Genomic DNA, 24107 nt, shown 5'->3' on the forward strand with positions numbered 1-24107 from the left:
GGCGGTCATTTGCGCACAGGGCAAGGCGTGAGCCGCGAGGTTTGGTGGACCAAATAAGCGGCGAACAACGCAGCAATGCGCGCAAATGGCCCCAGCCCGAAGGGTCGCGCCCCAAAAGCCCGTTCTCTGTGTTGTCGGGCTTGAACAGAGGGCCACTCTGCCCTTCACCCTCCGCCTTGATAACGGGCTTTTGGATCTGCGACGGCACCACGGGCAATTAAGGGACACAGCCTAGAGTTACATGGAGAAGCAATGCTATTTCGAACAGCGATTATGCTTGCTCATAACCAACTATGTGATTGGTGGGGCAACACTCGTTTAAATTTAAGTGTGAACGCTATCAACTAATAATTTAAAATATCCCCTAAGGTTGTATTTATACAACCTTAATACTCAATGCCTGGAGAATGACATGCCTTGCTACTATTTAAAAACCAGAATTGCCCTGGGTGTTTTATCTGCCTGTATATCTTATTCTACTATGGCCGCGCCGCTGTCGGTTGAACAACGCCTGGCTTTATTAGAAAAAAAGCTCATTGAAAATGAAAAAGAATTACAAGTGACGCGTTCAGAATTACAGCAATATAAACTTAATAGCGCGGCGGAAGCTGTTAAAACCCCGGTATCCAAAAATGACTACGTGCTGGTTCAGCAGCAAGCTTCCCCCACAGTTGGCAACCCATCTGAAGTTAAAAATAGCGCCATGACATTAGATGAACTCGGCAAGTATATTAAAGATGATATTGGCTTCAACTATTCTGGTTACTTCCGTTCTGGCTGGGCAACAACCCCTCGCGGCGGGCCAAAATCCTGGGCAATTGGATCCTTAGGCCGTTTGGGGAATGAGCATAGTGGCTGGTTCGACCTAACGCTCAGCCAAAGGGTATACAACAACAATGGCAAGACAGCAAAAGCCGTTGTGACACTGGATGGCAATGTCGGGCAACGGAACAATGACGGCTGGTTTAACGATGGGGGCGATGACTTGTTAAAGTTCTCCGACATGTATCTGACAACCACCGGGTTTATACCAAACTTGCCGGATACCAACTTGTGGGTTGGCAGGCATGCATTGCAACAATATGAACTACAGATGCTTGATTGGAAAGCACATAAAGAGAATAGCGCCAGCGGTGTCGGCGTAGAGAATCTTCCTGTTGGCTCAGGGAAGCTGGATGTTGCACTTAACCGTCAGGATCTTGAAAACTGTGCGCGCAACGCTAACGGTTCGGCAAACTGTAGCCAGACCGATGATGTAAACACCAACTCGATTGATTTTAACTATCATGATATTCCCCTTTGGGATAACGCCAGCCTGACCTTCCGGGGGCGTTATAACCAAGCAAATAAAACCAACGATAATAAGCGCAATGAAAGAGATAACGATTTCTTTGATGTAAAAGATGCATGGCTGGCAACAACCATACTGCGCCAGAATTTTGAACGGGGGGCCTTTAATGAATTTGCTGTACAGGTGGCAAATAACTCCATTGCAGCTGGTTTTATGAATATCTCCGATGCTAATCCAGATTTTGGCCGTGGCAAGCGCTACTACGGTGACCAAGATGGCGGAACGGCATTTCGCTTAATTTCACAGGGGGAGGCCTATCTGCTGCCAAATGTGATTATGGCGAATACCTTGGTTTACAGTCAGGGTAACAATTTATATGACTATAATACCTTGGCCGGTACTGATTTTCACAGTATCCGTGCTGTGGTTCGCCCATCATATATCTGGAGTGAGTATAACCAGACCGGAATTGAGCTAGCATATTTTGAGCAAGTTAATAAAGCAGACAATAACAGCTATCATGAGTCTGGCTATAAAACCACGCTGTTCCATACATTTAAAGTGGGCACCAGCTTGCTTAATTCTCGCCCGGAAATCCGGTTTTATAGTACTTACCTAAAAGTATTGGATAGTGAGATTGATCATTGGACATTCAATGATGGGAAGAAAGACCAACTCTCCTTTGGTGTCCAGGCTGAAGTTTGGTGGTAAATAACAATTAGTTGAGCGAGTGCTTTTATCATTTTAAGTGTAAATTCCATAAATCATATGGGATATGGCTTTGCATTTTATAAACAGTAATCGGAGTAAATATGGATTTAGAAGTAGTGGTAATGGAGCTTATTATCCATGCTGGGAATTCACGTTCAAACTCAATGGAAGCATTACGCTATGCTCGCCAGGGAGAATGGGAAAAAGCCGATGAATTACTGGTTGCGGCAACCCACGCTGCGCGCGAAGCACACCATATTCAAACTCAGCTTATCGGGGCTGATGAAGGCTGCGGTAAGATCCCGGTCAATTTGATTATGGTTCACGCGCAGGATCACTTAATGAATGCCATGCTTTGCCAAGAGCTTGCGGTGGAAATCATTTCATTACGCCGTGAGTTAAGTGGCATAACTATGCCTAAATAATTCGAGTAGCATGACAAAAACGCAATGCGTTTTTGAACAGCGCTTGCGCTGGCCCCAGAGGGGCGAGGCCCATGGACGGGCCGAGTAGCTGGATGCAGCCAACACCCCTGCAACTTGAGGTATGACGAGTATAAAACTTGAAACAGCGCTAGCTCAGATTGGCCCGAGTAAAGCGGCAAGATTGTGATAAATAGGTCTGGGTTCGCTTAAAGCGATACATAAGGTTGGCCCTGTAATGGGGCTCACCCTGAGCCTCGTCTCTCTGGTTCCTTCAATGGTTTCAACACCACTGCTCATCTTACTATCATCGAACCTGCGATTTTGTTGCATTCAATTTCTAATAAAGATACCCCATGGAATAACTGAAGCTATTTGAAACCGGTCAACTGCTTGATATTTGGCACCCAACACACCATGATTTGCGTAACGCAAGGGCCGCCAATGTGATTCCGGGCCTGTTTTTTGATGACAAGGGGAGCAAGATGGCTGGTTATCAACCGCCTTACACCATAACACCAACCATTCTGAATCAAGTGGTTGAAGTGGGCGAGCTATTAGGCCGTTGGGCTGCGCATGCTGAGCAATCCTCTCCCTTGCTACGCAAAGAGAACCGCATCCGTACTATCCAGGCATCATTGGCTATTGAACACAACAGTCTGTCTACCGAACAGGTTACCGCGATCATGGATGGTAAACGGGTCTTGGCACCAGCAAAAGACATTCAGGAAGTTCGTAACGCTATCCTTGCCTATGAAAAGTTGCTTGGCTGGAAGAGCTATCGGTTCGATGATTTACTGGCAGCGCATCGTTTACTTATGGTTGGCCTAGGCTGTGTCCCTTAATTGCCCGTGGTGCCGTCGCAGACCCAAAAGCCCGTTATCAAGGCGGAGGGTGAAGGGCAGAGTGGCCCTCTGTTCAAGCCCGACAACACAGATAACGGGCTTTTGGGGCGCGACCCTTCGGGCTGGGGCCATTTGCGCGCATTGCGGCGTTGTTCGCCGCTTATTTGGTCCACCAAACCTCGCGGCTCACGCCTTGCCCTGTGCGCAAATGACCGCCAGCGGCGCTCGCGTGCAATTAAGGGACACAGCCTAGTGGATGCTCCAGGTCAGTTGCTCAGTGGCAATGTTGGTGTGTATCGGGATAAACAGCTTATCCATATGGCTCCGCCAGCCAATCAATTGCCGCGTTTAGTTAGCGATCTGCTGGAATGGTTACAGCACACAGATATTCATCCGTTGATTGCCAGTTCCATATTCCATTACGAATTTGAATTCATCCATCCGTTTGCCGATGGTAACGGGCGTATGGGGCGCTTATGGCAAACGTTGATCCTCAGTGAATGGCGTTCAGAATTGGCATGGTTGCCGGTAGAAACGTTAATCCACAATCAGCAGCAAGAATATTACCGTGTATTGGGGGAGTGTGACCGGGCCAGCGACTGTACGCCATTCATTGCATTTATGCTGGAAAAACTGGTTCGAGCATTAACCGAAGGTATCGATGAGCAGCGAGGATATCCCATTGCGATGTCGGTAGAAATGTCGGTGCAAATGTCGGTAGAAAATCCACTGCCTTTAAGCCGAACAGCGGAACGCATTTTAGCCGCTGTGACCGATAATCCCTCCATGACAATTGTGCAACTTGCAGAACAGTTGAAGGTAAGCAGTCGTACGATTGAGCGAACTATCAAGGTGTTGCAACAGGAAAAACGCTTAGTCAGAGTTGGGTCGACTAAAAGCGGCTACTGGCAGGTTGTTTGATAAAAACCTTCTTGTCTGGATCTGTAATACGGTAAATGTGATGCCTGCACAGAGTAATTATCATTGAGTTTAATGCAACGTTGACTCGGATATACTCGTCATACTTCAAGTTGCATGTGCGTTGGCTTTCCTCACTCACCCCAGTCACTTACTTGAGTAAGCTCCTGAGGATTCGTTGCGTTTCCGCGTTACTCGGCCCAAAATTGGGCCTCGCCCCTGCGGGGCCAGCGCAAGCGCTGTTCAAAAACGCATTGCGTTTTTGTCCTGCAACTCGAATTATTTAAAGTATAGAATATTTAGGCTCACCGAATTAATTTTTGCGATTGAGGCGACCGACCATTGCTAACGCTGTAGTTTATATGTACTATCGCCGCGTTTTCCCATTCATTCACTTGGCAAAGGAGGTACATCATGAATTATCAAGCACTGTTTACCCTTTGCGGGTCGTATCCTCAGGCATAATTTCCTGCTCTCCAGGTATTGCTAGGGCTACCGCCCGCCAAATCCCAAAATTAGATAAAATATTAATCAGGATTGGTTATGAGCAATACTATTCGCTCCGTTGCGCCGCGAGTTTCATTGATCGCGTCGGAACAAACCTGGATTGAAGGAAATGCAATCCAACAATTAGAAATTACCGCCAAATTGCCGGATATGCTGCGCGTAGTCGGGATGCCAGATTTGCATCCAGGCCGTGGGTACCCGGTTGGTGCCGCTTTCTTTTCACAACATCGTTTCTACCCGGCGTTAATCGGTAATGATATCGGTTGCGGCATGTCGCTATGGCAAACAGATTTACTGGCGATGAAACAGTCGCTGGATAAATTGGAAAAAAATATTGGTAATATTGACGGCCCGTTAGATGAAGAAGCGTTGGGGGATATTGCGCCAGCATTTAGTGCTTATTCTCAAACCTTGGGCACCATTGGCGGTGGAAACCATTTTGCTGAACTGTTACGCATCGACGAAATATATCATCAGCAGACCGGCCTTGATAAAAAACGCCTGATGCTGTTGGTGCACAGCGGTTCGCGTGGCTTGGGCCAGCTCATACTGGAACAGCATCTGCGCGCCCATGGGCACCACGGCCTACTGGAAAATAGCGACGCGGCTAACGATTACCTACAACAGCATCAACAGGCGCTGGATTTTGCAGGCTATAACCGGCAACTCATTGCCCAGCGGATATTACAACGGCTTCGCACTGCTGGCGATTGTCTACTGGATATCCATCATAACCTGCTGGCAGCGGCAACTATCGAGGGTGTGCCTGGCTGGCTGCATCGTAAAGGAGCTACACCGTCGGATGAAGGACTGGTGGTGATCCCCGGCTCACGCGGCGACTACAGCTATATTGTCCAGCCGCTACCGGCTGCCAGCAGTCTGTATTCACTGGCGCACGGTGCCGGGCGCAAATGGATGCGCTCCGAGTGTAAAGGCCGCTTATCGACGCGTTTCAGTACCGAGCAGTTGGCCAGAACTCGCTTCGGCAGCCGGGTGATTTGCCGCGACCGCCAACTGATTTATCAGGAAGCGCCAGAAGCCTACAAGCCAATTGATAGCGTAGTGGGAGCCTTGCAGCAGGCCGGATTGGTTACTTTGGTGGCACGTATGCAGCCGGTTTTGACCTACAAAACCAGCGGGGGGCAGGGATGATGTTATTACAAATTTCTGCCGCTCAAGGGCCGGACGAATGTTGCCTGGCGGTGAGCCTGGCACTGCGTCAGTTCCACAAAGAAGCCCAGGCGATGCAGGTGGAACTCAATGAGGTTGAGCGGGAAGATGGCCGCCTGCCGGGCACGTTGCGCTCGGTGCTATTGATGCTTAACGGTGATGCGGCGGAGTCATTGGCCGCCAAGTGGTGCGGGACACTGCAATGGATTTGCGAAAGCCCATGGCGCAGCGGGCGCTCCAGAAAAAACTGGTTTATTGGTGCGGCGCGTTTCTCTCCGGCAGCGGTGCTAAAAGAGAGCGAGATCCGTTTTGAGACCTTGAAGTCCTCCGGGCCGGGTGGGCAGCATGTGAATAAAACGGAGTCGGCTATTCGCGCCACCCATATTGCCAGTGGCATTAGCGTTAAGGTGCAGACCGAGCGCAGCCAACATGCCAATAAACGTTTAGCGTATTTGCTGATCGCTCACCGCTTGGAACAGCTTGAGCAACAGCAGTTGGACCAACAGCGCGCTGAACGACGGATGTTTCATCATCAAATAGTGCGTGGTTCGCCGGTTCGTGTATTTAAAGGCGAAAAATTTACGCCGCTCGCTTAAGAAACTTAGGTTGTGTCCCTTAACTGTCCGTGGTGCCGTCGTAGACCCAAAAGCCCATTATCAAGGCGGAGGGCGCAGGGCAGAGTGGCCCTCTGTTCAAGCCCGACAACGCAGAGGATGGCCTTTTGGGGCGCGACCCGCAGGGCTGGGGCCATTTGTACGCATTGCTGCGTTGTTCGCCGCTTATTTGGCCCACCCAACCTCACGGCTCACGCCTTGCTCTGCGTACAAGTGACCGCCAGCGGCGCTCGCGTACAGTTAAGGGACACAGCCTAGCCTAAACTCTCGGCCTGATGGGGCAGGCCGAGAGCTCAATAAATTAAGAAGAAAGAATATGGAAACTCATAAATATGGTCGGACGTACCATTATCCGTTCTCGCCGGGAACCACGAGTGACGATCGGATCAATAAACATTATTGGCAAGACATACGCTTAATTCACTCTCTGGTCCATACGGAAAAACTCGATGGCGAGAATAACTGCCTGAATCAGTATGGCGTATTTGCGCGCTCCCATGCGGCACCAACGGTTTCTGCCTGGACACGCCAGATCCGCCAGCGCTGGCAACTGATTAAAAACGATCTGGGCGATATCGAACTGTTTGGGGAGAATCTGTATGCCACGCATTCGATCGAGTATCGCGGCCTGCAGCAGGACTTCTATCTTTTCGCCGTGCGCTGTAAAGACATGTGGCTGAGTTGGGAAGAGGTACAATTTTACGCGGCATTATTTGATTTTGCCTGTGTGCCCGAAGTGGTGCAGAACGTGCCGCGCCAGACTGAAGCGGAATACCGCATGGCAATACTGGAACAGGTGGGTCGAGCGGGGTGGTTTGCGCCGCACGACGTACATACTGGCTTGCCTTGTACTATGGAAGGGATTGTCACCCGTAATGCGGCTGAATTCCCGGTGGCTCAGTTTTCTCATAACGTGTTTAAGTATGTGCGTAAAAACCATGTGAAAACCGACCGCCACTGGACGGTGAATTGGCAACGGGCACGCATGGCACATGAATATCAGCAAGGGGGCAACCATGTGGCGCCTGAGTGAAGATAAACAGTGGAGCAGGCTGGCGGCTAAATTCCGCTGGGTGGCTGACATGCACACGGTGCCGCAAGATCCCCGCCATCATGCGGAGGGCGATGTGGCAATTCATACCCAGCGCGTGCTGGCGGCACTGACCGAGTCTGCGCAATTTTTGACGTTGCCAGAGCAACAGCAGGAACTGGTCTGGGCTGCCGCATTGCTGCATGATGTCGAAAAACGTAGCACCACGCGAGTCGCAGACGATGGTTCGGTGACATCACCCAATCATGCTAAGCGTGGTGAACTGACCACGCGCACGATTTTGTATCGGGATATTGTTACGCCGTTTCAGCTACGTGAACAGGTTGCGGCTTTGGTGCGCTTTCATGGTTTACCGTTGTGGATCATGGGGCGGCCAACGCCGGAGCGGGCGCTGTTATTAGCCGCCTTACGGCTGGACACGCGGTTGCTGGCGTTGTTGGCACGCGCTGACGTGATGGGCCGCGACTGCGAAGACCAGAACGGCCTGCTGGATAACATTGAGCTGTTCGAACTGTTTTGTCAGGAGCAGCAATGCTGGGGACAAGCGCGTCCTTTTGCTAGCGATAGCCAGCGTTACCATTACCTGACGCACCCACTGGCGAGCGTAGATTTTGTTCCCTATCAGCAATTTCAGAGTGAAGTGACGCTGCTCTGTGCGCTGCCGGGAATGGGGAAAGATCGCTATATCGCGCAGCATGCCGCTGGGTGTGAGGTTATCAGCCTGGACAATATTCGCCGCCAACACCGGTTGTCTCCTACCGATAAAAACGCGACCGGCTGGGTGGTGCAACAGGCCAAATTACAGGCTAAGGCGCTGTTACGACGGGGCGAACCTTTTGTCTGGAATGCCACCAATATTACCCGGCAGTTGCGTAGCCAGTTGGTTGAACTGTTTACCGCCTATGGTGCCAGGGTGAAGATTGTTTACTTGGAAGTGCCCTACGCCCAGTGGCAGCGGCAGAATGCCGAACGGGAATACAGCGTACCTGTTGAGGCGATGGCGCGGATGCTGAGTAAATTGGAGATCCCACAGGCGGACGAGGCGCATGAGGTGGAGTTGCGGGTGCAGGACGCCATCTAGCTCCGTGAGTCGTGTTGGTTTTTTGTAATCGATATTTTCCCCTCACCCTTTCCTGAAGGGCGAGGGAGTGTTGTCAGGTGCCAGAGTTAATAGGTAGAGGTCAGTCCCCTATCCCTGTGTATGGGGGACTGACTCTCACATTAATTGGCTATCACCGTGACCAACAGCGGTGATTCAAACATCGCCTTTGGTGAAATAACCGACGCATCCCACGGGATCAGCGTTCCATACCGTTCCCCCAACTTTTGTTTCACGGCAGGCGCGTTAAGATTGAACTCGCGAACTTTTTGCAGCTCACCGATCTTTATCCCCAGTGCCCGATCGTACATCTTCCACACCAGCTCTGAGCAGTACAGCCTTTCATCCGACCAGGAAAACCGTATGTCGTAAGGTTTGTCAGCAAAGTTCTTGGCCTGCTGGCGTATTTTTAGCTGTGCGGATGGCGTCATTATTCGCTCGGCATTTTTCAGGCGTTTAACGACAAACTGTTTTTTTTCCCCACGATCTATCCAGCTTGCCAGGGGGGTGTACTTAACCGTTGCCGCCGCCTCGAAAACGTAGGGCTTACCGTCACGCAGCAGGATGATCCCCATATGGCTGTAACGCGAGCCGGTGGCTTGTTGTATTGCCAGGCTCTGTACCGAACGGGAAGTGTGGAAAATGATATCGCCTTCCTGCACCGTGGGCAGATCCCGCGCCTGGGTGACCAGCCCGGTCATCAAACCAATGGTGAGAAAGAGGATAACCCACAGGCGTTTGCTTAATATCATGATTCAATCCCTCGAAGTAGAAGGACCTTAATCTAAACACCGAGTGTGAAGTGGCGGTGAAGTCCCTGGATAGTTTTTTAAGAATTGTTGATGAGTCGCGACTTCTATACCCGTATTGGTTCGGGGCACTTGTTTTAGCATTCTTGCCTTTCATCCCGATATGAGTTTACAGCACTAGGTTTGGCGATTATCCTGATCGGCGTTGGCTAGTTAACCAACAAAAATTAATGATTTTTCAATGACTCGGGGTGCCGATGCAATCGGCTGAGAAATTACCCGTATTACCTGATCTGGATTATACCAGCGTAGGGAAGTCTCGGTATCTCAACCGGTACCCACCTTCTTGAACGCCGGTTGGGAGCAATATGTTCACTCGACCTGATGTGTTACCCGGCAACCGTGCCGCTGCCTGCTTTAGCCTGTTTAAAAGCCATTCCCCGTTAATTCATTGCCTGACCAATGAAGTAGTACAAGAACTTACCGCCAATGTGCTGCTGGCATTGGGGGCTTCCCCTGCCATGGTGGTGGAGCCCCAGGAGGCCGAGCAGTTCAGCCGTGTGGCCGATGCTTTGCTGATTAATATCGGTACGCTGCATCAGCCACGGGCCGAAGCCATGCTTGCCGCTGTGGAAGCCGCTAATCAGGCGGGAAAGCCCTGGGTGCTGGATCCGGTTGCCGTAGGTGGTCTGGAGTATCGAACTCGCTTTGCACAGCACCTGCTTGCCATGAAGCCAGCGGCAATCCGTGGCAATGCCTCGGAAGTGATGGCCTTGAGTGGCCTGCAAGCCAGCGGCCGTGGCGTGGATAGCCGGGATGATTCGCTGGCGGCATTACCGGCTGCGCGAGCACTGGCGCGCAGCAGCGGGGCGATAGTGGCGGTGACCGGGGCGGTGGATTACGTCACCGATGGTGAACGCGATTGGGCTGTAACCGGCGGCGATCCCCTGATGACGCGTGTGGTTGGAACGGGCTGTGCGCTTTCAGCGGTGGTAACGGCTTTTTGTAGTCTTCCCGGTGAGCGGTTGGACAATGTGGCGACCGCCTGCCGCGTAATGGCACTGTGCGGTGAAAGAGCAACGGCCAGCTGTCATGGCCCTGGCAGCTTTACCGCAGTATTTCTGGATGCGCTTTACCATCTGTGTGCGGAGGAGCTGCAATGAAGCGGATTAATGCCTTAACTATCGCCGGTACTGACCCAAGTGGCGGGGCTGGAATTCAGGCGGACCTGAAAGCCTTCTCTGCCTTGGCTGCTTACGGCACCAGTGTGATCACCGCTTTGGTGGCGCAAAACACCCGTGGTGTGCAGTCGGTATATCATATCGATCCGGCATTTGTTGCTGCCCAACTTGATTCGGTACTCAGTGATGTTCGTATCGACAGCGCCAAGATAGGGATGTTGGCCAATGCCGATATCGTAGGGGTCGTAGCTGAACGGCTGCGTCATTACTCGTTGCCCTATGTGGTATTGGACACGGTAATGTTGGCGAAAAGTGGCGATGCGTTGCTGGCACCGCAAGCGGTGGAATCGATCCGTCACGAACTGTTGCCTCTGGTTTCGATCATTACACCTAACCTGCCGGAGGCTGCCGCTTTGCTCGGCTGCGAGCCGGCAGAAAATGAACGGCAAATGCGCGAGCAGGGGCAGGCACTGTTGGCAATGGGTTGCCAGGCGGTCTTAATGAAAGGGGGGCATCTTAGCGAAGAGGAAAGCCCAGACTGGCTATTCATGGCCGGTATTGAGCAGCGTTTCAGTACGCCTCGTGTGGTGACTCGGCATACACATGGTACCGGTTGTACCTTATCGGCTGCGTTGGCTGCTTTGCGTCCACGCTATGGCTCCTGGGCAGAAACCATAGCGGTAGCCAAGGACTATCTGCAGCATGCCTTACAGCAGGCAGACAGTCTGGAAGTCGGGCAGGGGATCGGCCCGGTGCACCATTTTCATGCCTGGTGGTAACAGATTGCCGATCTACCCAAGGCGGTTGCTCTTAAGGTTGTTTGCCCCGAACAACCTTCAATGGCACCTCCTAGAGGTGGAAGCGCTCAGACCACGGGTGATGTTCTTCCTGATTCCAAAGCGTTAGGAGCAATTCAACAAAACTGTTTGCTGCCGGGGATAACGGTGAATCCCGGCGCTTTACCAATCCTAATGTGCGCCGGATCACCGGTTCTACCAACGGTTTGCTGACCAGGATTGGATGATCGTGTTTTGGCATGGCCAGGCTGGGTAACGCTGCAATCCCTAATCCGGCCTCCACCAACCCCAGCGAGGTGGATAAATGCCGCACCTCATAGAACCATTCAGGCTGCAGGCCTATTTTCAATAACTCGCCTTCAATTAGCAGACGGTTTCCGCTGGAGCGCCGTACACCAATTAACTTATGTTTTAATAGTTCCTGCCAAGATACCAGTTTCTGCTGGCTGAGCGGGTGATCGCGGCGGCAAGCCACCACAAACGGTTCGCTGACCAGCGGGGTGAACTCGATGTTGGCGTTTGTGACGTTGTTCATATTAATACCAAAATCGGCGTCACCGCTTAACACCGTTTCGAGACAATCATAGGCGCTATGCTCAAGTATGCGGATGCTGATGTTTGGATACTTCGCGTTAAAGGTTTTAATAACATCGGGAAGAAAATAGAACGTGGCCGTCGGCACACAAGAAAGAGTGATGGTTCCCGTCTGATAGGTTGCCAACTCCTCAATGTTTAATAATGAGCTTTCAAAAATATCTATAAGATTCTTGGCGTTAGGCAATAGTTTTTCACCTGTTCGCGTCAGGGTCACTTTACGCGTGGTGCGCTCAAATAAGGGTTTCCCCAAGTTCTCTTCCAGTTTTTTAATTCTTCTTGTTAAAGCGGACTGCGTAATGTTCAACATGTGCGCAGCCTTGGTGAAACAACCAGTTTGAGCTATTTTAACAAATGCTTTAATTCCCTGAAGTTCATTTTTCATAAAGCGACGATCCTGTGTTTTATTTGAGCGCTAATTATTTTCTCTGTGTTTATTATCTATGAGTAATTGGAATTAATCCCTCCATTTTTTGCATTAGTCTGTTTTTTAACCTCATGCGATTATGCGCGAAATTTCACAATTGCATAATAAAATAATGAGGGGAAAGAATGCGTAAGATTCCTTGTGTTTTAATGAGAGGGGGCACCTCTAAAGGGGCTTTTATTCTCGCTAAAGACTTGCCTGAAAATATTGAGGAACGCAATGAAATTCTGCTGTCGATAATGGGAGCCGGGCACGAATTGGAAATAGACGGTATTGGGGGTGGTAGTCCGCAAACAAGTAAAGTGGCTATTATCAGTCCTTCAAGTCATCCCGATGCTGATGTCGATTACTTATTTGCCCAGGTGATGGTACAACAACGCCAGGTCGATACTACCCCTAACTGCGGCAATATGCTCTGTGCCGTGGGGCCGTTTGCTATTGAGCAAGGGTTAATCCCAGCTACGGATCCGGTTACCCAAGTACGCATCCGTAACGTGAATACCAATACCTTGGTGGATGCAGAAGTACAGACTCCCGATGGGATTGTAACCTATGACGGTGATACCACCATTGACGGCGTGCCCGGCCATGCGGCACCGGTCGCGCTGACTTTTCTTAATGCCTGCGGTGCCAAAACCGGGCATCTGCTGCCAACCGGTAATATTACCGATATGTTCCAAGGGGTGGAAACCACCTGTATTGACATGGCGATGCCGATGGTCTTGATTGCGGCGAGCTCACTGGGCAAAACGGGCCAGGAAACGCCACAGCAACTGGATAAAGATAAGGCTTTTTTACAACGTCTGGAACGCATCCGTTTGGCTGCTGGCTTGGCAATTGGATTGGGGGATGTCAGCGAGAAGGTGATCCCAAAACCGGTTCTGCTGGCCGAGGCTTGCCACGGCGGTACCCTGAGTACCCGCTATTTTATGCCACATCATTGCCACAAGGCATTGGCCGTGACGGGATCAATCGGTATTGCCACCGCCACAACGCTGGCGGGTAGCGTCGCTGCCAAAATTATCAACCAAGATAAGACGGTGCGTTTTCTGCGTCAGATAGTAATTGAACACCCGAGCGGAAAGATCGAAGTGAATTTATTTAATGATGGTGATAAGCCCGAAACCATACGCGCTTCTGTTGTACGCACGGCACGTAAACTCCTTTCTGGAAATGTTTATATTCCTGAATGCGAAACTAAATAAGTTCACCCTGGCTTTATTATACGGCGGAAGATAGCCATTTTTCTGCAATAAGGGAAATTAGCATGAGCAGAGAACGTATCTGGAAATTAGGCGTATTATTAATTATTCCATTGTTGACTTTTATTTTTCCCAGCCCGGAAGGATTGACTGACTTAGCCTGGAAGCTATTTGGTATCTATTTGGCCGCTATAGTTGGTCTGGTTATCAAACCTTATTCTGAACCAGTCATTCTGTTGCTGGCGATAGCCGCTTCCATGGTGATAGTCGGGAATCTAGGGGGAAAGGAAATAAAGATGGCGATGGTACTGAGCGGATATGCCTCGGGTACTACTTGGCTGGTATTTTCTGCATTTACCCTCAGTGCGGCATTCGTATTAACCGGGTTAGGTAAGCGCATTGCCTATATTTTGATCGGCAAAATTGGCGGTACCACGCTGGGGTTGGGTTATGTCACTGCCTTTCTGGATGGGATCCTGGCACCCGCTACGCCTTCAAATACCGCCCGTGCAGGGGGGATTGTTCTGCCGATTATCAATAGCGTTGCGGTGGCGTTAGGGTCAGATCCTGACAAAAGCCCGCGCAAGGTCGGTCATTTTTTAATGCTCAACATCTACATGTTGACCAAAACGACCAGCTATATGTTTTTCACCGCTATGGCAGGCAATATTCTGGCGTTGAAAATGATCGTCGATATTTTACATATAGAGTTGAGCTGGGGAGGGTGGGCGCTGGCAGCCTCATTGCCGGGAATTATTATGCTGGTGCTGATCCCATTGATTATCTACAAGATGTACCCGCCGGAAATCAAGCAGGTGGATAATAAAGTCATCGCCGCAGAGGGATTGAAAGCATTGGGCCCGATGACACTGCGCGAGAAGATGCTGTGTGCACTGTTTATTCTGGCGTTACTCGGTTGGATATTCAGCTCATCGCTGGGGATGGATGAAGCGGCAGTGGCGATTTGTGTTATGGCGCTGATGCTGTTACTCGGCATCGTCACCTGGGACGACGTTATCAAGAATAAGGGGGGCTGGAATACCCTGATCTGGTACGGCGGCATTATTAGCCTTAGCTCACTGCTATCGAAAACCGGTTTTTTTATCTGGTTGGCCGACACCATGGCCAAACACATCAATTTCGGCGATCACGGTAATATTGCCTTCCTGATCATCGTGTTCCTCAGCGTGATTGTGCGCTATTTCTTTGCCTCCGGCAGTGCCTACATTGTGGCGATGGTGCCGGTATTTGCCACCTTAGCCAATGTTTCAGGTGCTCCGGCAATGATCACAGCGCTGGCGTTGCTGTTTTCCAACTCCTATGGCGGCTGTGTCACCCACTATGGCGGCGCGGCGGGTCCGGTCATTTTCGGCGTCGGTTACAACGATATTAAATCCTGGTGGCTGGTCGGGCTGGTGATCACGCTGGTGACTTTTCTCCTGCATGTCACATTGGGCGTGTGGTGGTGGGAAATGCTGATCAGGTTGAATTACCTATAACTGGGTAACGGTGAATACCATGTTTTCTGAAGAGTTTATTTTCAAGCAAATCCCCCGTTCCGCTCATCAGGATATTGCTGTTATTCAACAGTTCCTGCGCAATAACGGGTTGAATATTGATACCTCGGTGGACGTATTTATTCGCGTAATGCGCCATGGCGAGCTAGTGGCCTGCGGGGGGATTGCCGGTAATATCATCAAATGTGTGGCGATAGATCCGTCACTGCGTGGTGAAGGGGTAGCGCTTATGCTGGCGACTGAATTGGTGAATCTGGCCTACCAGCGTGGCCATACGCAACTGTTTATTTACACCAAAACGCAGAATGAGGCGCTATTCCGGCAATGCGGCTTTTTCCCTCTTGCCAGTGTGCCAGGCACCGTCGTACTGATGGAAAACAGCCGCTGCCGCCTGGCTCGCTACTGTGAACAACTGGCGCAATTGCGCCAGCCAGGGAAGCGGATTGGCAGCATTGTGATGAATGCCAATCCGTTTACCTTAGGGCATCAGTATTTGATCGAAGAGGCAGCTCGGCGTTGTGAGTGGTTGCATCTGTTTCTGGTGAAAGAAGATGCGTCACTCTTCAGCTATGAGCAGCGGCTGGCGATGGCGCGGCTCGGAACCCGTCATATCAGCAATCTCACGTTGCATCAGGGATCGCAATACCTGATCTCTCGTGCCACCTTTCCTTGTTATTTCATCAAAGATCGCCGTGTCGTGAATGACTGTTACAGCGAAATCGATCTGAAGCTGTTTCGCCAATTCCTGGCCCCGGCGCTTGGCATCACTCATCGCTTCGTTGGTGAAGAACCGAATTGTGCCGTCACCGCGAAATATAACCACGATATGGCCTATTGGCTGCAAACGCCTGACTTTCCCGCCCCGGTTCTGACGGTGAGAGAACTGCCGCGTCTGTGTTACCAGGAACGAGCCATCTCAGCCTCTTGGGTGCGCCAGCTTTGGGCTCAAAACGATACAGAAAGACTGCCCCATTTGTTGCCGGAGTCGACCTTGCATTTCCTGCAGCAACACCCGGCTAAGGGGCAGCGGATATCAAAACAAACAACAACGTTAATGGTAGGTGAACCATGAAGCTACTTCGGGAAGCGGTTGCTGGCACGCTTGAATCCAGCGATGTGATGATCCGCATTGCCCCACTCACTGACCAGGAGATCGACATTGTGATCAGTAGCATGGTGGAAAAACAGTTTGGTGCGGCCATTCGCCGTACGGTGCTCGAAGTGCTGCAACATTACCAATTGCGTGGGGTGCAGGTGATGGTCGATGACAAAGGCGCTCTCGATTGCATACTGCGGGCACGTTTACACACGGCTCTACTAAGAGCCAGTGAGGACGGCTCTGCTCCTTGGGAGAAACCGTTATGACTGTGCAAACTGAAGGACGCGTGCGCCGCAGTATGCTGTTCGTGCCTGGGGCCAATGCGGCCATGATCAGCAACGCGTTTATCTATATGGCTGATGCCATTATGTTCGATCTTGAGGATTCGGTAGCGCTGCGTGAGAAAGACTCGGCCCGTTTGCTGGTATTCCATGCGTTGCAGCACCCGCGTTACCGGCAGGTGGAAACGATTGTGCGTGTCAACGGGCTCGACTCACCGTTTGGTATTGCCGATCTTGAAGCCGTCGTCAGTGCCGGAGTGGATATTGTGCGCTTGCCGAAAACCGATTGTGCGCAGGATGTGCTCGACATGGAGTGCGAAATTGAGCGTATCGAACTGCGCTGCGGGCGCGAGGTGGGTTCAACCGGCATGCTTGCCGCAGTGGAGTCGGCTCGTGGGATCACCCAGGCCAACGATATTGCGTTGGCTTCGAAGAGGTTAATCGGTATTGCACTTGGTGCCGAAGACTATGTACGTGATTTGCGCACCGAGCGCTCAGCTGAAGGCATCGAACTGCTGTTTGCTCGCAGTGCCATCCTGCAGGCGGCGCGGGCTGCCGGCATTGCCGCATTCGATACCGTTTACAGCGACGCCGCCAATGAGTCTGGATTTATTCAGGAGGCCACCTTGATCAAGCAGTTGGGGTTTGATGGCAAATCGCTGATCAACCCCCGGCAGATCGAGCTGTTGCACCATATTTATGCACCGACTCGTGCGCAATGCGATCAGGCCAGGCAAATCATTGAGGCTGCCGAAGCCGCCGAGCGTGAAGGCTCGGGTGTGGTGTCGTTGAACGGAAAGATGGTCGACAGCCCGGTGATCGCTCGCGCCCAACTGTTGCTGCAACGGGCGCAACTTTCGGGAATACGCGAGGAATAACAGGAAATGAGCATGAATAATTCTGCGGGTGACCGCCATTATCAACCTATCTCGAAAGCTAATGCCCTGGCCGAGCGGCCACGCTCACGCAAACTGTGCACCTCCCTGATGGAGGCTGTGCGGCGCTCGGGCCTGAAAGATGGCATGACGATCTCTTTTCACCACTCTTTTCGCGGCGGTGATATGACCGTCAATCTGGTGCTGGGGTTATTGGCGTATATGGGATTTAAAAACCTGACGTTGGCTTCCAGCTCCTTGACCGACTGCCATTCCCCTCTGATTGAGCATATTCGTAATGGGCTGGTTAGCCGGATTTATACCTCCGGTTTACGCGGTCCGCTGGCCGAAGCCATCTCCAGTGGCTTGCTGGCCGAACCGGTACAGATCCACTCGCACGGGGGGCGAGTCCAATTAATCCAGTCAGGTGAATTATCCATCGATGTTGCTTTCCTCGGCGTACCTACCTGTGACGAGTTTGGTAATGCCAACGGTTTTACCGGCAAAGCTCGCTGTGGCTCGCTGGGGTATGCGTTCACCGATGCAGACTATGCCAAGACCGTAATCATTCTGAGTGAAGAGATTGCCCCTTACCCGCTTCAACCTGCCAGCATCAAACAGGACCAGGTTGACTGGGTGGTACAGGTTGAACAGGTGGGCGATGCGGGCAAAATCGGGGCGGGCGCAACACGCATGACTTCTAACCCACGTGAGTTGCTGATTGCTCGCCGTGCGGCAGATGTGATCGAGCACTCCGGCTATTTCCGCGATGGTTTTTCGCTGCAAACCGGCACTGGCGGGGCATCACTGGCCGTCACGCGGTTTCTCGAAGACAAAATGGTGCGCAAAAACATTCGTGCGGGTTTTGCTTTGGGGGGGATCACCTCAACCATGGTCCAACTGCACGAGAAAGGGCTGATTGATTGCTTGCTGGACGTGCAGGGCTTTGACGGTGAGGCTGCACAATCTTTGGGGCGCAATCCGCGACATTTCGAAATCAGTGCCAACCAGTATGCCAACCCTGATAGCAAGGGGAACGCGGTCGATCGTCTGGACGTGGTGGTTTTGAGCGCCCTGGAAATTGATACTGCCTTTAACGTTAACGTACTGACGGGATCGGATGGCGTGCTGCGCGGAGCCTCCGGTGGGCACTGCGATACCGCAGCCAGCGCCAAGATGGCGGTAATTGTGGCTCCGCTGGTACGTGGCCGCATCCCGACGGTGGTGAGCAAGGTACTGACCATTGTCACCCCCGGTTCCAGCATTGATGTGTTGGTAACCGACCACGGCATTGCGGTCAATCCGGCTCGCCCAGAGTTGCTGGCGCGCTTTGCCAAGGCGGGTTTGCCATTGATGACCATCAATGAGCTTTATCAGCGCGCTCTGGAACTGACTGGCGAACCCGAACCTATCGCTTTCACGCAACGTACCGTGGCCGTGGTGCGTTATCGCGACGGCTCGGTGATCGACACGATCCGGCAGGTACAGGAGTGAACAGCGCGAACGTTTTTCATCACCTTGGCGATCTGGCGTGGCAGGCTTTGCTTGATGAAGTCAACCTGACGCCTAAACCGGGGCTGGTGGATCGCCGCAACAGTGGCGCGCACCAGGATATGGCGCTGGACGATTTTTATCGCAGCGCCGCAGCGATCCGCCCCTGGTTACCGCGCTTCATCGCCTATGGATTTGCTGCTACTCCCTTGGCTGCAGGTAAATGGCCTGCGGGCTTGCGCGAACTGGGGATTGCCTGCGAGCGGGAGATGTTCCGTGCCACTTATGGCGTGAATACCCATAAGGGTAGCGTGTTTGCACTGGGATTATTGTGCTGTGCGCTCGGTATGATCCTTTCCCGGCAACAAATTCCGACGCCTGAAAGGCTGTGCCAGCAGGTGGCGTATCTGTGCCGGGGGTTAACCGAACGCGAGCTGCACAACGATCCACGGCGCGAAACTGCCGGGCAGCGCTTGTTCCATCTGTATGGTCTCGGCGGCGCTCGCGCGGAGGCTGAGTCCGGTTTTGCCACTGTATTGCACATTGGGTTACCCGCCTATCGGCAAGCGCTGGGCGGCGGTATGTCGCGGCAGGAGTCGCTGCTGACGGCTTTGTTGAGCCTGATGCGGGTCAATGCAGACACCAATGTCGTCGCTCGTGGCGGCTTGGCAGGGCTGAGTTGGTTACAGCAGTATGCCGCAGACTTCCTTGAGCGTGGAGGTCTGGCCCAGCCGGATGCCATTCCTCAGCTACAGCGGTTTGATCGCCACTGTATAGCCAGGCATCTCAGCCCAGGCGGTAGCGCCGACCTGCTGGTAGTCACGCGTTTCCTTGAGTTCTTCCCTGTACAAGCCATTCCTCTGATAGCCCATGACAAGATAAGGAGTGAAGTATGTTAACGGAATACTTACGACAAAGTGAGATCCGCGCTAAACAAGGCATTCCGCCTCAACCTTTGACCGCACAACAAACGGAAAAACTGGTCAGTATGTTGCAATCCTTCGCCGTGCGCGATGGCGGTATTCTGCTGAAGCTGCTTACCGAACGGATCCCTGTCGGTGTTGATGATGCGGCACAGGTAAAAGCCAAATTTCTGGCCGCCATTGCTCGTTCAGAGATCTCCTCACCGTTCATCGATGCCCGGCGAGCGCTGGAACTGCTCGGTACGATGCAGGGTGGATACAATATCGAACCGTTGCTTGCCGCATTGGAAAAGCCAGAGTTGGCCCCGATAGCCGTGAAGTCACTGGCTAACACATTGTTGATGTTTGATCGTTTTGCTGATGTGCAACGGCTTGCCGAGGCAGGTAATGTGTTTGCTGAACAGGTCCTCGCCTCCTGGGCTGACGCCGACTGGTTTACCTGCCGAGCCGAACTAGCAGAAAAGTTGACGGTTACGGTTTTTAAAGTGCCCGGTGAAACCAATACCGACGATCTCTCCCCTGCGCCGGAGGCTTGGTCCAGACCAGATATCCCTTTGCACGCTTTGTCGATGTTATCCAATCCGCGTGACGGGGTTGAACCTGACGAGGTGGGTAAGCAAGGGCCAATCGCCCAGATCAATCGGTTGAAGGCGCAGGGTTATCCGTTGGCCTATGTTGGCGACGTGGTGGGAACCGGCTCTTCACGTAAATCTGCCACTAACTCGTTGCAGTGGTTGATGGGGAATGACATCCCCTTTGTCCCCAATAAGCGTAACGGCGGTGTGGTGATTGCCGGTAAGATCGCCCCGATATTCTTCAATACCCTGGAAGATGGTGGGGCATTGCCTATTGAGACCGATGTCAGCCAGCTTCAGAGCGGCGATGTGATCGATATTTACCCCTATCGCGGTGAGATCCGCCGTCATAGCGACGATGCGCTGCTTAGCGTTTTTAAATTGAAGACGGAAGTCTTGCTTGATGAGGTGCGTGCCGGTGGGCGTATCCCGTTGATTATTGGCCGTCAACTGACCGCCCGTGCCCGCAATGCCCTAGGGTTGCCTACGGCTAATCTGTTCCGCCAACCGCCAGCCGTTGAGAAAAAAGCGCAGGGTTATACCCTGGCGCAAAAAATTGTTGGCCGCGCATGTGGGGTTACCGGCGTATTGCCGGGTGAATATTGTGAACCCTACGTTGCCAGCGTCGGATCGCAGGATACTACCGGCACCATGACGCGCGACGAACTCAAGGATCTGGCCTGTCTCAGTTTTTCTGCTGGCTTAACCATGCAGTCATTCTGTCACACCAGTGCGTATCCCAAACGGGTCGATCTGGATATGCAGCGCACACTGCCTTCATTCTTTACCGAACGTGGCGGGATAGTTCTCAATCCGGGGGATGGCATCATCCATACCTGGCTCAATCGTATGCTGCTGCCTGACACGCTCGGCACTGGCGGGGATTCTCATACCCGTTTCCCTATTGGCCTATCGTTCCCCGCAGGCTCTGGATTGGTCGCATTCGCCGCCGCCACTGGCGTGATGCCGCTGGATATGCCGGAATCAGTGCTGGTTCGGTTTCATGGCCAAATGCAGCCTGGGATCACGCTGCGCGATCTGGTGCACGCCATACCGTATTTTGCCGTCAAGGCAGGTCTGCTGACCATCGCCAAGCAGGGCAAGAAAAATGTGTTCTCTGGCCGTATTCTGGAAATAGAAGGTTTGCCGCAGTTGGAAGTGGAACAGGCGTTTGAACTGGCGGATGCTTCCGCTGAACGTTCAGCCTCCGCCTGTACCGTCAAACTGCAGGAGCCTGCGGTTGAGCGCTATTTGCGTTCAAACGTTGCTTTGCTGAAATGGATGGTGAAGGAGGGCTATCAGAACCGGGGAGCCCTTGAACAGCGTATTCAGGCAATGGAGCAATGGTTGGCGGCACCGCAACTGCTGGTGGCGGATAACGATGCCGAGTATGCAGCGGTGCTTAATATCGATCTGTCCGAGATTGTAGAACCCCTGCTTTGTGCGCCTAACGATCCCGATGATGTCCGGCCATTGTCGGAAGTTGCGGGGGAAAAGATCGACGAGGTGTTTATTGGTTCCTGCATGACTAATATCGGCCATTTCCGCGCGGCTGAACGCCTGTTGGCCAATGCGCCACTTCCGTTACCGACGCGTTTGTGGCTGGCACCACCAACTCGCATGGATATTCGTCAGCTCCAGTTGGAAGGCTGTTACCAGACTTTCACGCAGAGTGAGGCGCGTATGGAACCCGCAGGCTGCTCGCTGTGTATGGGGAACCAGGCGCGGGTTGCCGAGGGGGCGACGGTTGTTTCAACCTCAACGCGTAATTTCCCCAATCGCTTAGGAACAGGGGCTCAGGTTTACCTGGCTTCGGCGGAGTTAGCGGCGATCGCCGCCGTCAACGGGTGTTTACCGCAGTTGGCACAATATCGGCAGGCAATGGCTGGGTTAGCAGGAAATACCGGAGAAGAGGTTTATCGCTATCTGAGTTTTGATCAACTGGAATATTACAGTGGCTAGGCAGACTTGCCTGATGCCCCATAAATTACCGCAGCCCTGAGGGGCTGCGGGTCTTCGACAAGTGAGTTAACCCACTCCGGCCTGATGCAGGTCGTGCAGGTTGATTGCGCCTACCAGTACACCGTCAATATCGACCACCGGAGCCGCGCTGATGTGCTGTTCGTGCAGTGCCTCCAGCGCTTCTCCGGCTCGCCACTGTTCCGGCAGACGGTAGCCAGGGCGGGTGATCGCCTGGCTTAAGCTGTCATTAAGGCTATGGCCTTTCACCAGCCAGCGGCGCAGGTCACCGTCGGTAAATACGCCGACCACTTTGTGCCCGGCATCGCACACGGCTACTAATCCCAGGCCGGTTCGGCTCAACTCCAGCATTGCATCCATTACGTTGACATTCTCGTTGACCACCGGAAGACGGTCGCCGGTACGCATCAAATGATGCACGCGATTGAGCAGGCGAGCACCCAAACTGCCGCCGGGATGAGAACGGGCGAAGTCTTCCGCGTTAAAACCACGGTGACGCATCAGGGCCATTGCCAGCGCATCCCCCATCATTAACGTATTGACTCCGCTGGAGGTTGGGGCTAATCCCATCGGGCAGGCTTCACGCTCAACGCTGATGTCCAGCGTGCAGGCAGCGCCTAAGGCCAACGGTGATTCTTTGCCACCAGTGATAGCGATCACCGGGATTTTGCTTTCTGCCAGTAGGGGAAGGATCAGATCCAGCTCTTTGGCGCGGCCAGAATAAGAAATGAAAATCACCACATCACCGGCACCGATCATGCCCAGATCGCCATGTAACGCTTCCGCAGGGTGAACAAAGAATGATGGCGTACCGGTGCTGGCAAGCGTCGCGGCGATTTTCTTACCGATATGACCTGACTTGCCGATACCGGAAATCACCGCCTTGCCACTGCAGGCCAGCAGCAGTTCGCAGGCGCGGACAAAGTTGTCATCCAGCCTTGCCAACAGGCGCTGTGCCTCGGCCAATTCAATTTCCAGCGTTTCGCGGGCGAAAGTGAGCAGAGTTGTTGCGTTACTCATCAGAGTCTCCAACCAGAATGATATTGATACCCTTTTCCTGTAGAGCGCTAAGGTAATCTGGATTGATATTTTTATCGGTGATTAAGGTGTCAACGGCACTCAGTTCACACACTACATTCGGGCTTTTACGGCCAAATTTTGACGAGTCGACCAGCAAAACGAGGCAACTGGCGGCTTTACACATCGCCTGGCTAACGCTGTGCACTTCATTGAATGTCGTCACGCCAGCGTTGAGGTCGACGCCATCTGCACCGATGAATAACTTGTCAAAACTGAATTGTTGGAATGCCGATTCCGCCAGACTACCGTGAAAGGAAGCTGATTTCTTTCGGTAAGTGCCGCCGGGCATCAGGATGGTTTGATCGTTATCCAGCTCTACTAGTGCGTTAACGATGTGCAGGCTGTTGGTCATGACGGTGATGTTATTAAACTGCGCCAGATGGGGAACCATCTGCAATACGGTGCTGCCAGCGTCAAAGATCAGAGAATCACCGTCCTCGATCAGTTTGATGGCCGCAGAGGCAATCCGGCGTTTCTTTTCAGCATTGATATGGGTTTTACGGTCGATAGGCTGGTCGCCATCGTCACGGCTAAGCACGACACCGCCGTAGGTGCGGATCACCTCGCCTTCTCCTTCCAGCAAGGTGAGATCTTTACGGATGGTAGTACCGGTGGTGGAGAAATGTTCAGCCAGAGCATCTACAGCGGTTTTGCCGTGTCGCTGTAAATATTGCAAGATTGCGGCTTGCCGCTGCTTTGGTTTCATAG

The 24107-nt window shown here is 52.5% G+C and carries 20 protein-coding genes, 2 pseudogenes and 1 riboswitch; of the genes and pseudogenes, 18 read left to right on the plus strand and 4 right to left on the minus strand.

The genetic code is table 11. The features are described 5' to 3' along the window. The first annotated feature begins 412 nt into the window (after positions 1–412). The 8 genes and pseudogenes from SAQUA_RS07295 to SAQUA_RS07330 all read left to right on the plus strand — a co-directional run bounded on the left by SAQUA_RS07295 (position 413) and on the right by SAQUA_RS07330 (position 8610). Positions 413–2002 (plus strand): carbohydrate porin, encoded by a 1590-nt coding sequence (locus SAQUA_RS07295; RefSeq protein WP_380672123.1) that lies wholly within the window; start codon positions 413–415, stop codon positions 2000–2002. 101 nt (positions 2003–2103) lie between these two features. Continuing rightward, positions 2104–2427: a PTS lactose/cellobiose transporter subunit IIA gene (locus SAQUA_RS07300; RefSeq protein WP_380672124.1), complete on the plus strand. Its 324-nt coding sequence runs from the start codon at positions 2104–2106 to the stop codon at positions 2425–2427. A 482-nt stretch (positions 2428–2909) separates the two neighbouring features. Beyond that, positions 2910–3251, plus strand: a pseudogene (locus SAQUA_RS07305) (Fic family protein); the annotation flags it as partial. A gap of 267 nt (positions 3252–3518) precedes the next feature. Further along, positions 3519–4190: pseudogene (locus tag SAQUA_RS07310) on the plus strand (Fic family protein); the annotation flags it as partial. A 540-nt stretch (positions 4191–4730) separates the two neighbouring features. Beyond that, the gene (locus tag SAQUA_RS07315) at positions 4731–5846 is read left to right on the plus strand and encodes an RNA ligase RtcB family protein (protein WP_380672127.1); all 1116 of its coding nucleotides are present in this window, start codon (positions 4731–4733) and stop codon (positions 5844–5846) included. Continuing rightward, positions 5843–6460: a peptide chain release factor H gene (gene prfH / locus SAQUA_RS07320; RefSeq protein WP_380672129.1), complete on the plus strand. Its 618-nt coding sequence runs from the start codon at positions 5843–5845 to the stop codon at positions 6458–6460. Before SAQUA_RS07315 ends, prfH begins: the two co-directional genes overlap by 4 nt. A gap of 334 nt (positions 6461–6794) precedes the next feature. Continuing rightward, complete coding sequence (locus SAQUA_RS07325) at positions 6795–7511, plus strand: RNA ligase family protein (protein ID WP_380672131.1); 717 nt, start codon at positions 6795–6797, stop codon at positions 7509–7511. Next, positions 7471–8610, plus strand: a complete 1140-nt coding sequence (locus tag SAQUA_RS07330) for an AAA family ATPase (protein WP_380672133.1) — start codon at positions 7471–7473, stop codon at positions 8608–8610. Before SAQUA_RS07325 ends, SAQUA_RS07330 begins: the two co-directional genes overlap by 41 nt. A 140-nt stretch (positions 8611–8750) precedes the next feature. On the opposite strand, the gene SAQUA_RS07335 is transcribed toward SAQUA_RS07330, so the two are convergent. Next, on the minus strand, positions 8751–9380 hold the full coding sequence (locus tag SAQUA_RS07335) for a YiiX family permuted papain-like enzyme (RefSeq protein WP_380672135.1): 630 nt from the start codon (positions 9378–9380) through the stop codon (positions 8751–8753). A gap of 234 nt (positions 9381–9614) precedes the next feature. Beyond that, a riboswitch (TPP riboswitch) is annotated at positions 9615–9709 on the plus strand. A gap of 36 nt (positions 9710–9745) precedes the next feature. Between SAQUA_RS07335 and thiM the strand changes: the two genes are divergently transcribed. Both thiM and thiD read left to right on the plus strand, forming a co-directional pair. Beyond that, positions 9746–10540 (plus strand): hydroxyethylthiazole kinase, encoded by a 795-nt coding sequence (gene thiM / locus SAQUA_RS07340; RefSeq protein ID WP_380672137.1) that lies wholly within the window; start codon positions 9746–9748, stop codon positions 10538–10540. Continuing rightward, positions 10537–11337, plus strand: coding sequence for a bifunctional hydroxymethylpyrimidine kinase/phosphomethylpyrimidine kinase (gene thiD / locus SAQUA_RS07345; RefSeq protein WP_380672139.1), 801 nt, complete (start codon positions 10537–10539; stop codon positions 11335–11337). Before thiM ends, thiD begins: the two co-directional genes overlap by 4 nt. 70 nt (positions 11338–11407) lie before the next feature. Here the strand turns inward: thiD and SAQUA_RS07350 are convergent, their stop codons facing one another. Further along, positions 11408–12334 (minus strand): LysR family transcriptional regulator, encoded by a 927-nt coding sequence (locus SAQUA_RS07350; RefSeq protein WP_380672141.1) that lies wholly within the window; start codon positions 12332–12334, stop codon positions 11408–11410. Positions 12335–12501: 167 nt separating this feature from the next. Between SAQUA_RS07350 and SAQUA_RS07355 the strand changes: the two genes are divergently transcribed. The 8 genes from SAQUA_RS07355 to acnB all read left to right on the plus strand — a co-directional run bounded on the left by SAQUA_RS07355 (position 12502) and on the right by acnB (position 22301). Continuing rightward, positions 12502–13581, plus strand: coding sequence for a 4-oxalomesaconate tautomerase (locus SAQUA_RS07355; protein WP_380672144.1), 1080 nt, complete (start codon positions 12502–12504; stop codon positions 13579–13581). A gap of 62 nt (positions 13582–13643) precedes the next feature. After that, complete coding sequence (locus SAQUA_RS07360; RefSeq protein ID WP_380672146.1) at positions 13644–15077, plus strand: anion permease; 1434 nt, start codon at positions 13644–13646, stop codon at positions 15075–15077. 19 nt (positions 15078–15096) lie between these two features. Further along, a complete protein-coding gene (gene citC / locus SAQUA_RS07365) occupies positions 15097–16167 on the plus strand; it encodes a [citrate (pro-3S)-lyase] ligase (RefSeq protein ID WP_380672148.1) in 1071 nt (356 codons plus the stop codon). Continuing rightward, positions 16164–16460: a citrate lyase acyl carrier protein gene (gene citD / locus SAQUA_RS07370; protein WP_380672150.1), complete on the plus strand. Its 297-nt coding sequence runs from the start codon at positions 16164–16166 to the stop codon at positions 16458–16460. Before citC ends, citD begins: the two co-directional genes overlap by 4 nt. Next, positions 16457–17353 (plus strand): citrate (pro-3S)-lyase subunit beta, encoded by an 897-nt coding sequence (gene citE, locus SAQUA_RS07375; RefSeq protein ID WP_380672153.1) that lies wholly within the window; start codon positions 16457–16459, stop codon positions 17351–17353. The genes citD and citE overlap by 4 nt, the downstream gene beginning before the upstream one ends. 12 nt (positions 17354–17365) lie before the next feature. Continuing rightward, positions 17366–18844 carry a citrate lyase subunit alpha gene (gene citF, locus SAQUA_RS07380; protein ID WP_380672156.1) on the plus strand — a complete coding sequence of 493 codons (1479 nt, stop codon included), beginning with the start codon at positions 17366–17368 and terminating at the stop codon, positions 18842–18844. Continuing rightward, complete coding sequence (gene citG / locus SAQUA_RS07385) at positions 18841–19740, plus strand: triphosphoribosyl-dephospho-CoA synthase CitG (protein WP_380672158.1); 900 nt, start codon at positions 18841–18843, stop codon at positions 19738–19740. The genes citF and citG overlap by 4 nt, the downstream gene beginning before the upstream one ends. Beyond that, positions 19734–22301: a bifunctional aconitate hydratase 2/2-methylisocitrate dehydratase gene (gene acnB, locus SAQUA_RS07390; RefSeq protein WP_380672160.1), complete on the plus strand. Its 2568-nt coding sequence runs from the start codon at positions 19734–19736 to the stop codon at positions 22299–22301. Before citG ends, acnB begins: the two co-directional genes overlap by 7 nt. A 66-nt stretch (positions 22302–22367) precedes the next feature. On the opposite strand, the gene gutQ is transcribed toward acnB, so the two are convergent. Then, positions 22368–23339, minus strand: coding sequence for an arabinose-5-phosphate isomerase GutQ (gene gutQ / locus SAQUA_RS07395; protein ID WP_380672162.1), 972 nt, complete (start codon positions 23337–23339; stop codon positions 22368–22370). Then, a complete protein-coding gene (locus SAQUA_RS07400; protein ID WP_380672164.1) occupies positions 23332–24105 on the minus strand; it encodes a DNA-binding transcriptional repressor in 774 nt (257 codons plus the stop codon). Before SAQUA_RS07400 ends, gutQ begins: the two co-directional genes overlap by 8 nt. Positions 24106–24107: the final 2 nt, after the last annotated feature.

Source organism: Serratia aquatilis (genome assembly GCF_044865145.1).
Taxonomy (GTDB): domain Bacteria; phylum Pseudomonadota; class Gammaproteobacteria; order Enterobacterales; family Enterobacteriaceae; genus Chania; species Chania aquatilis.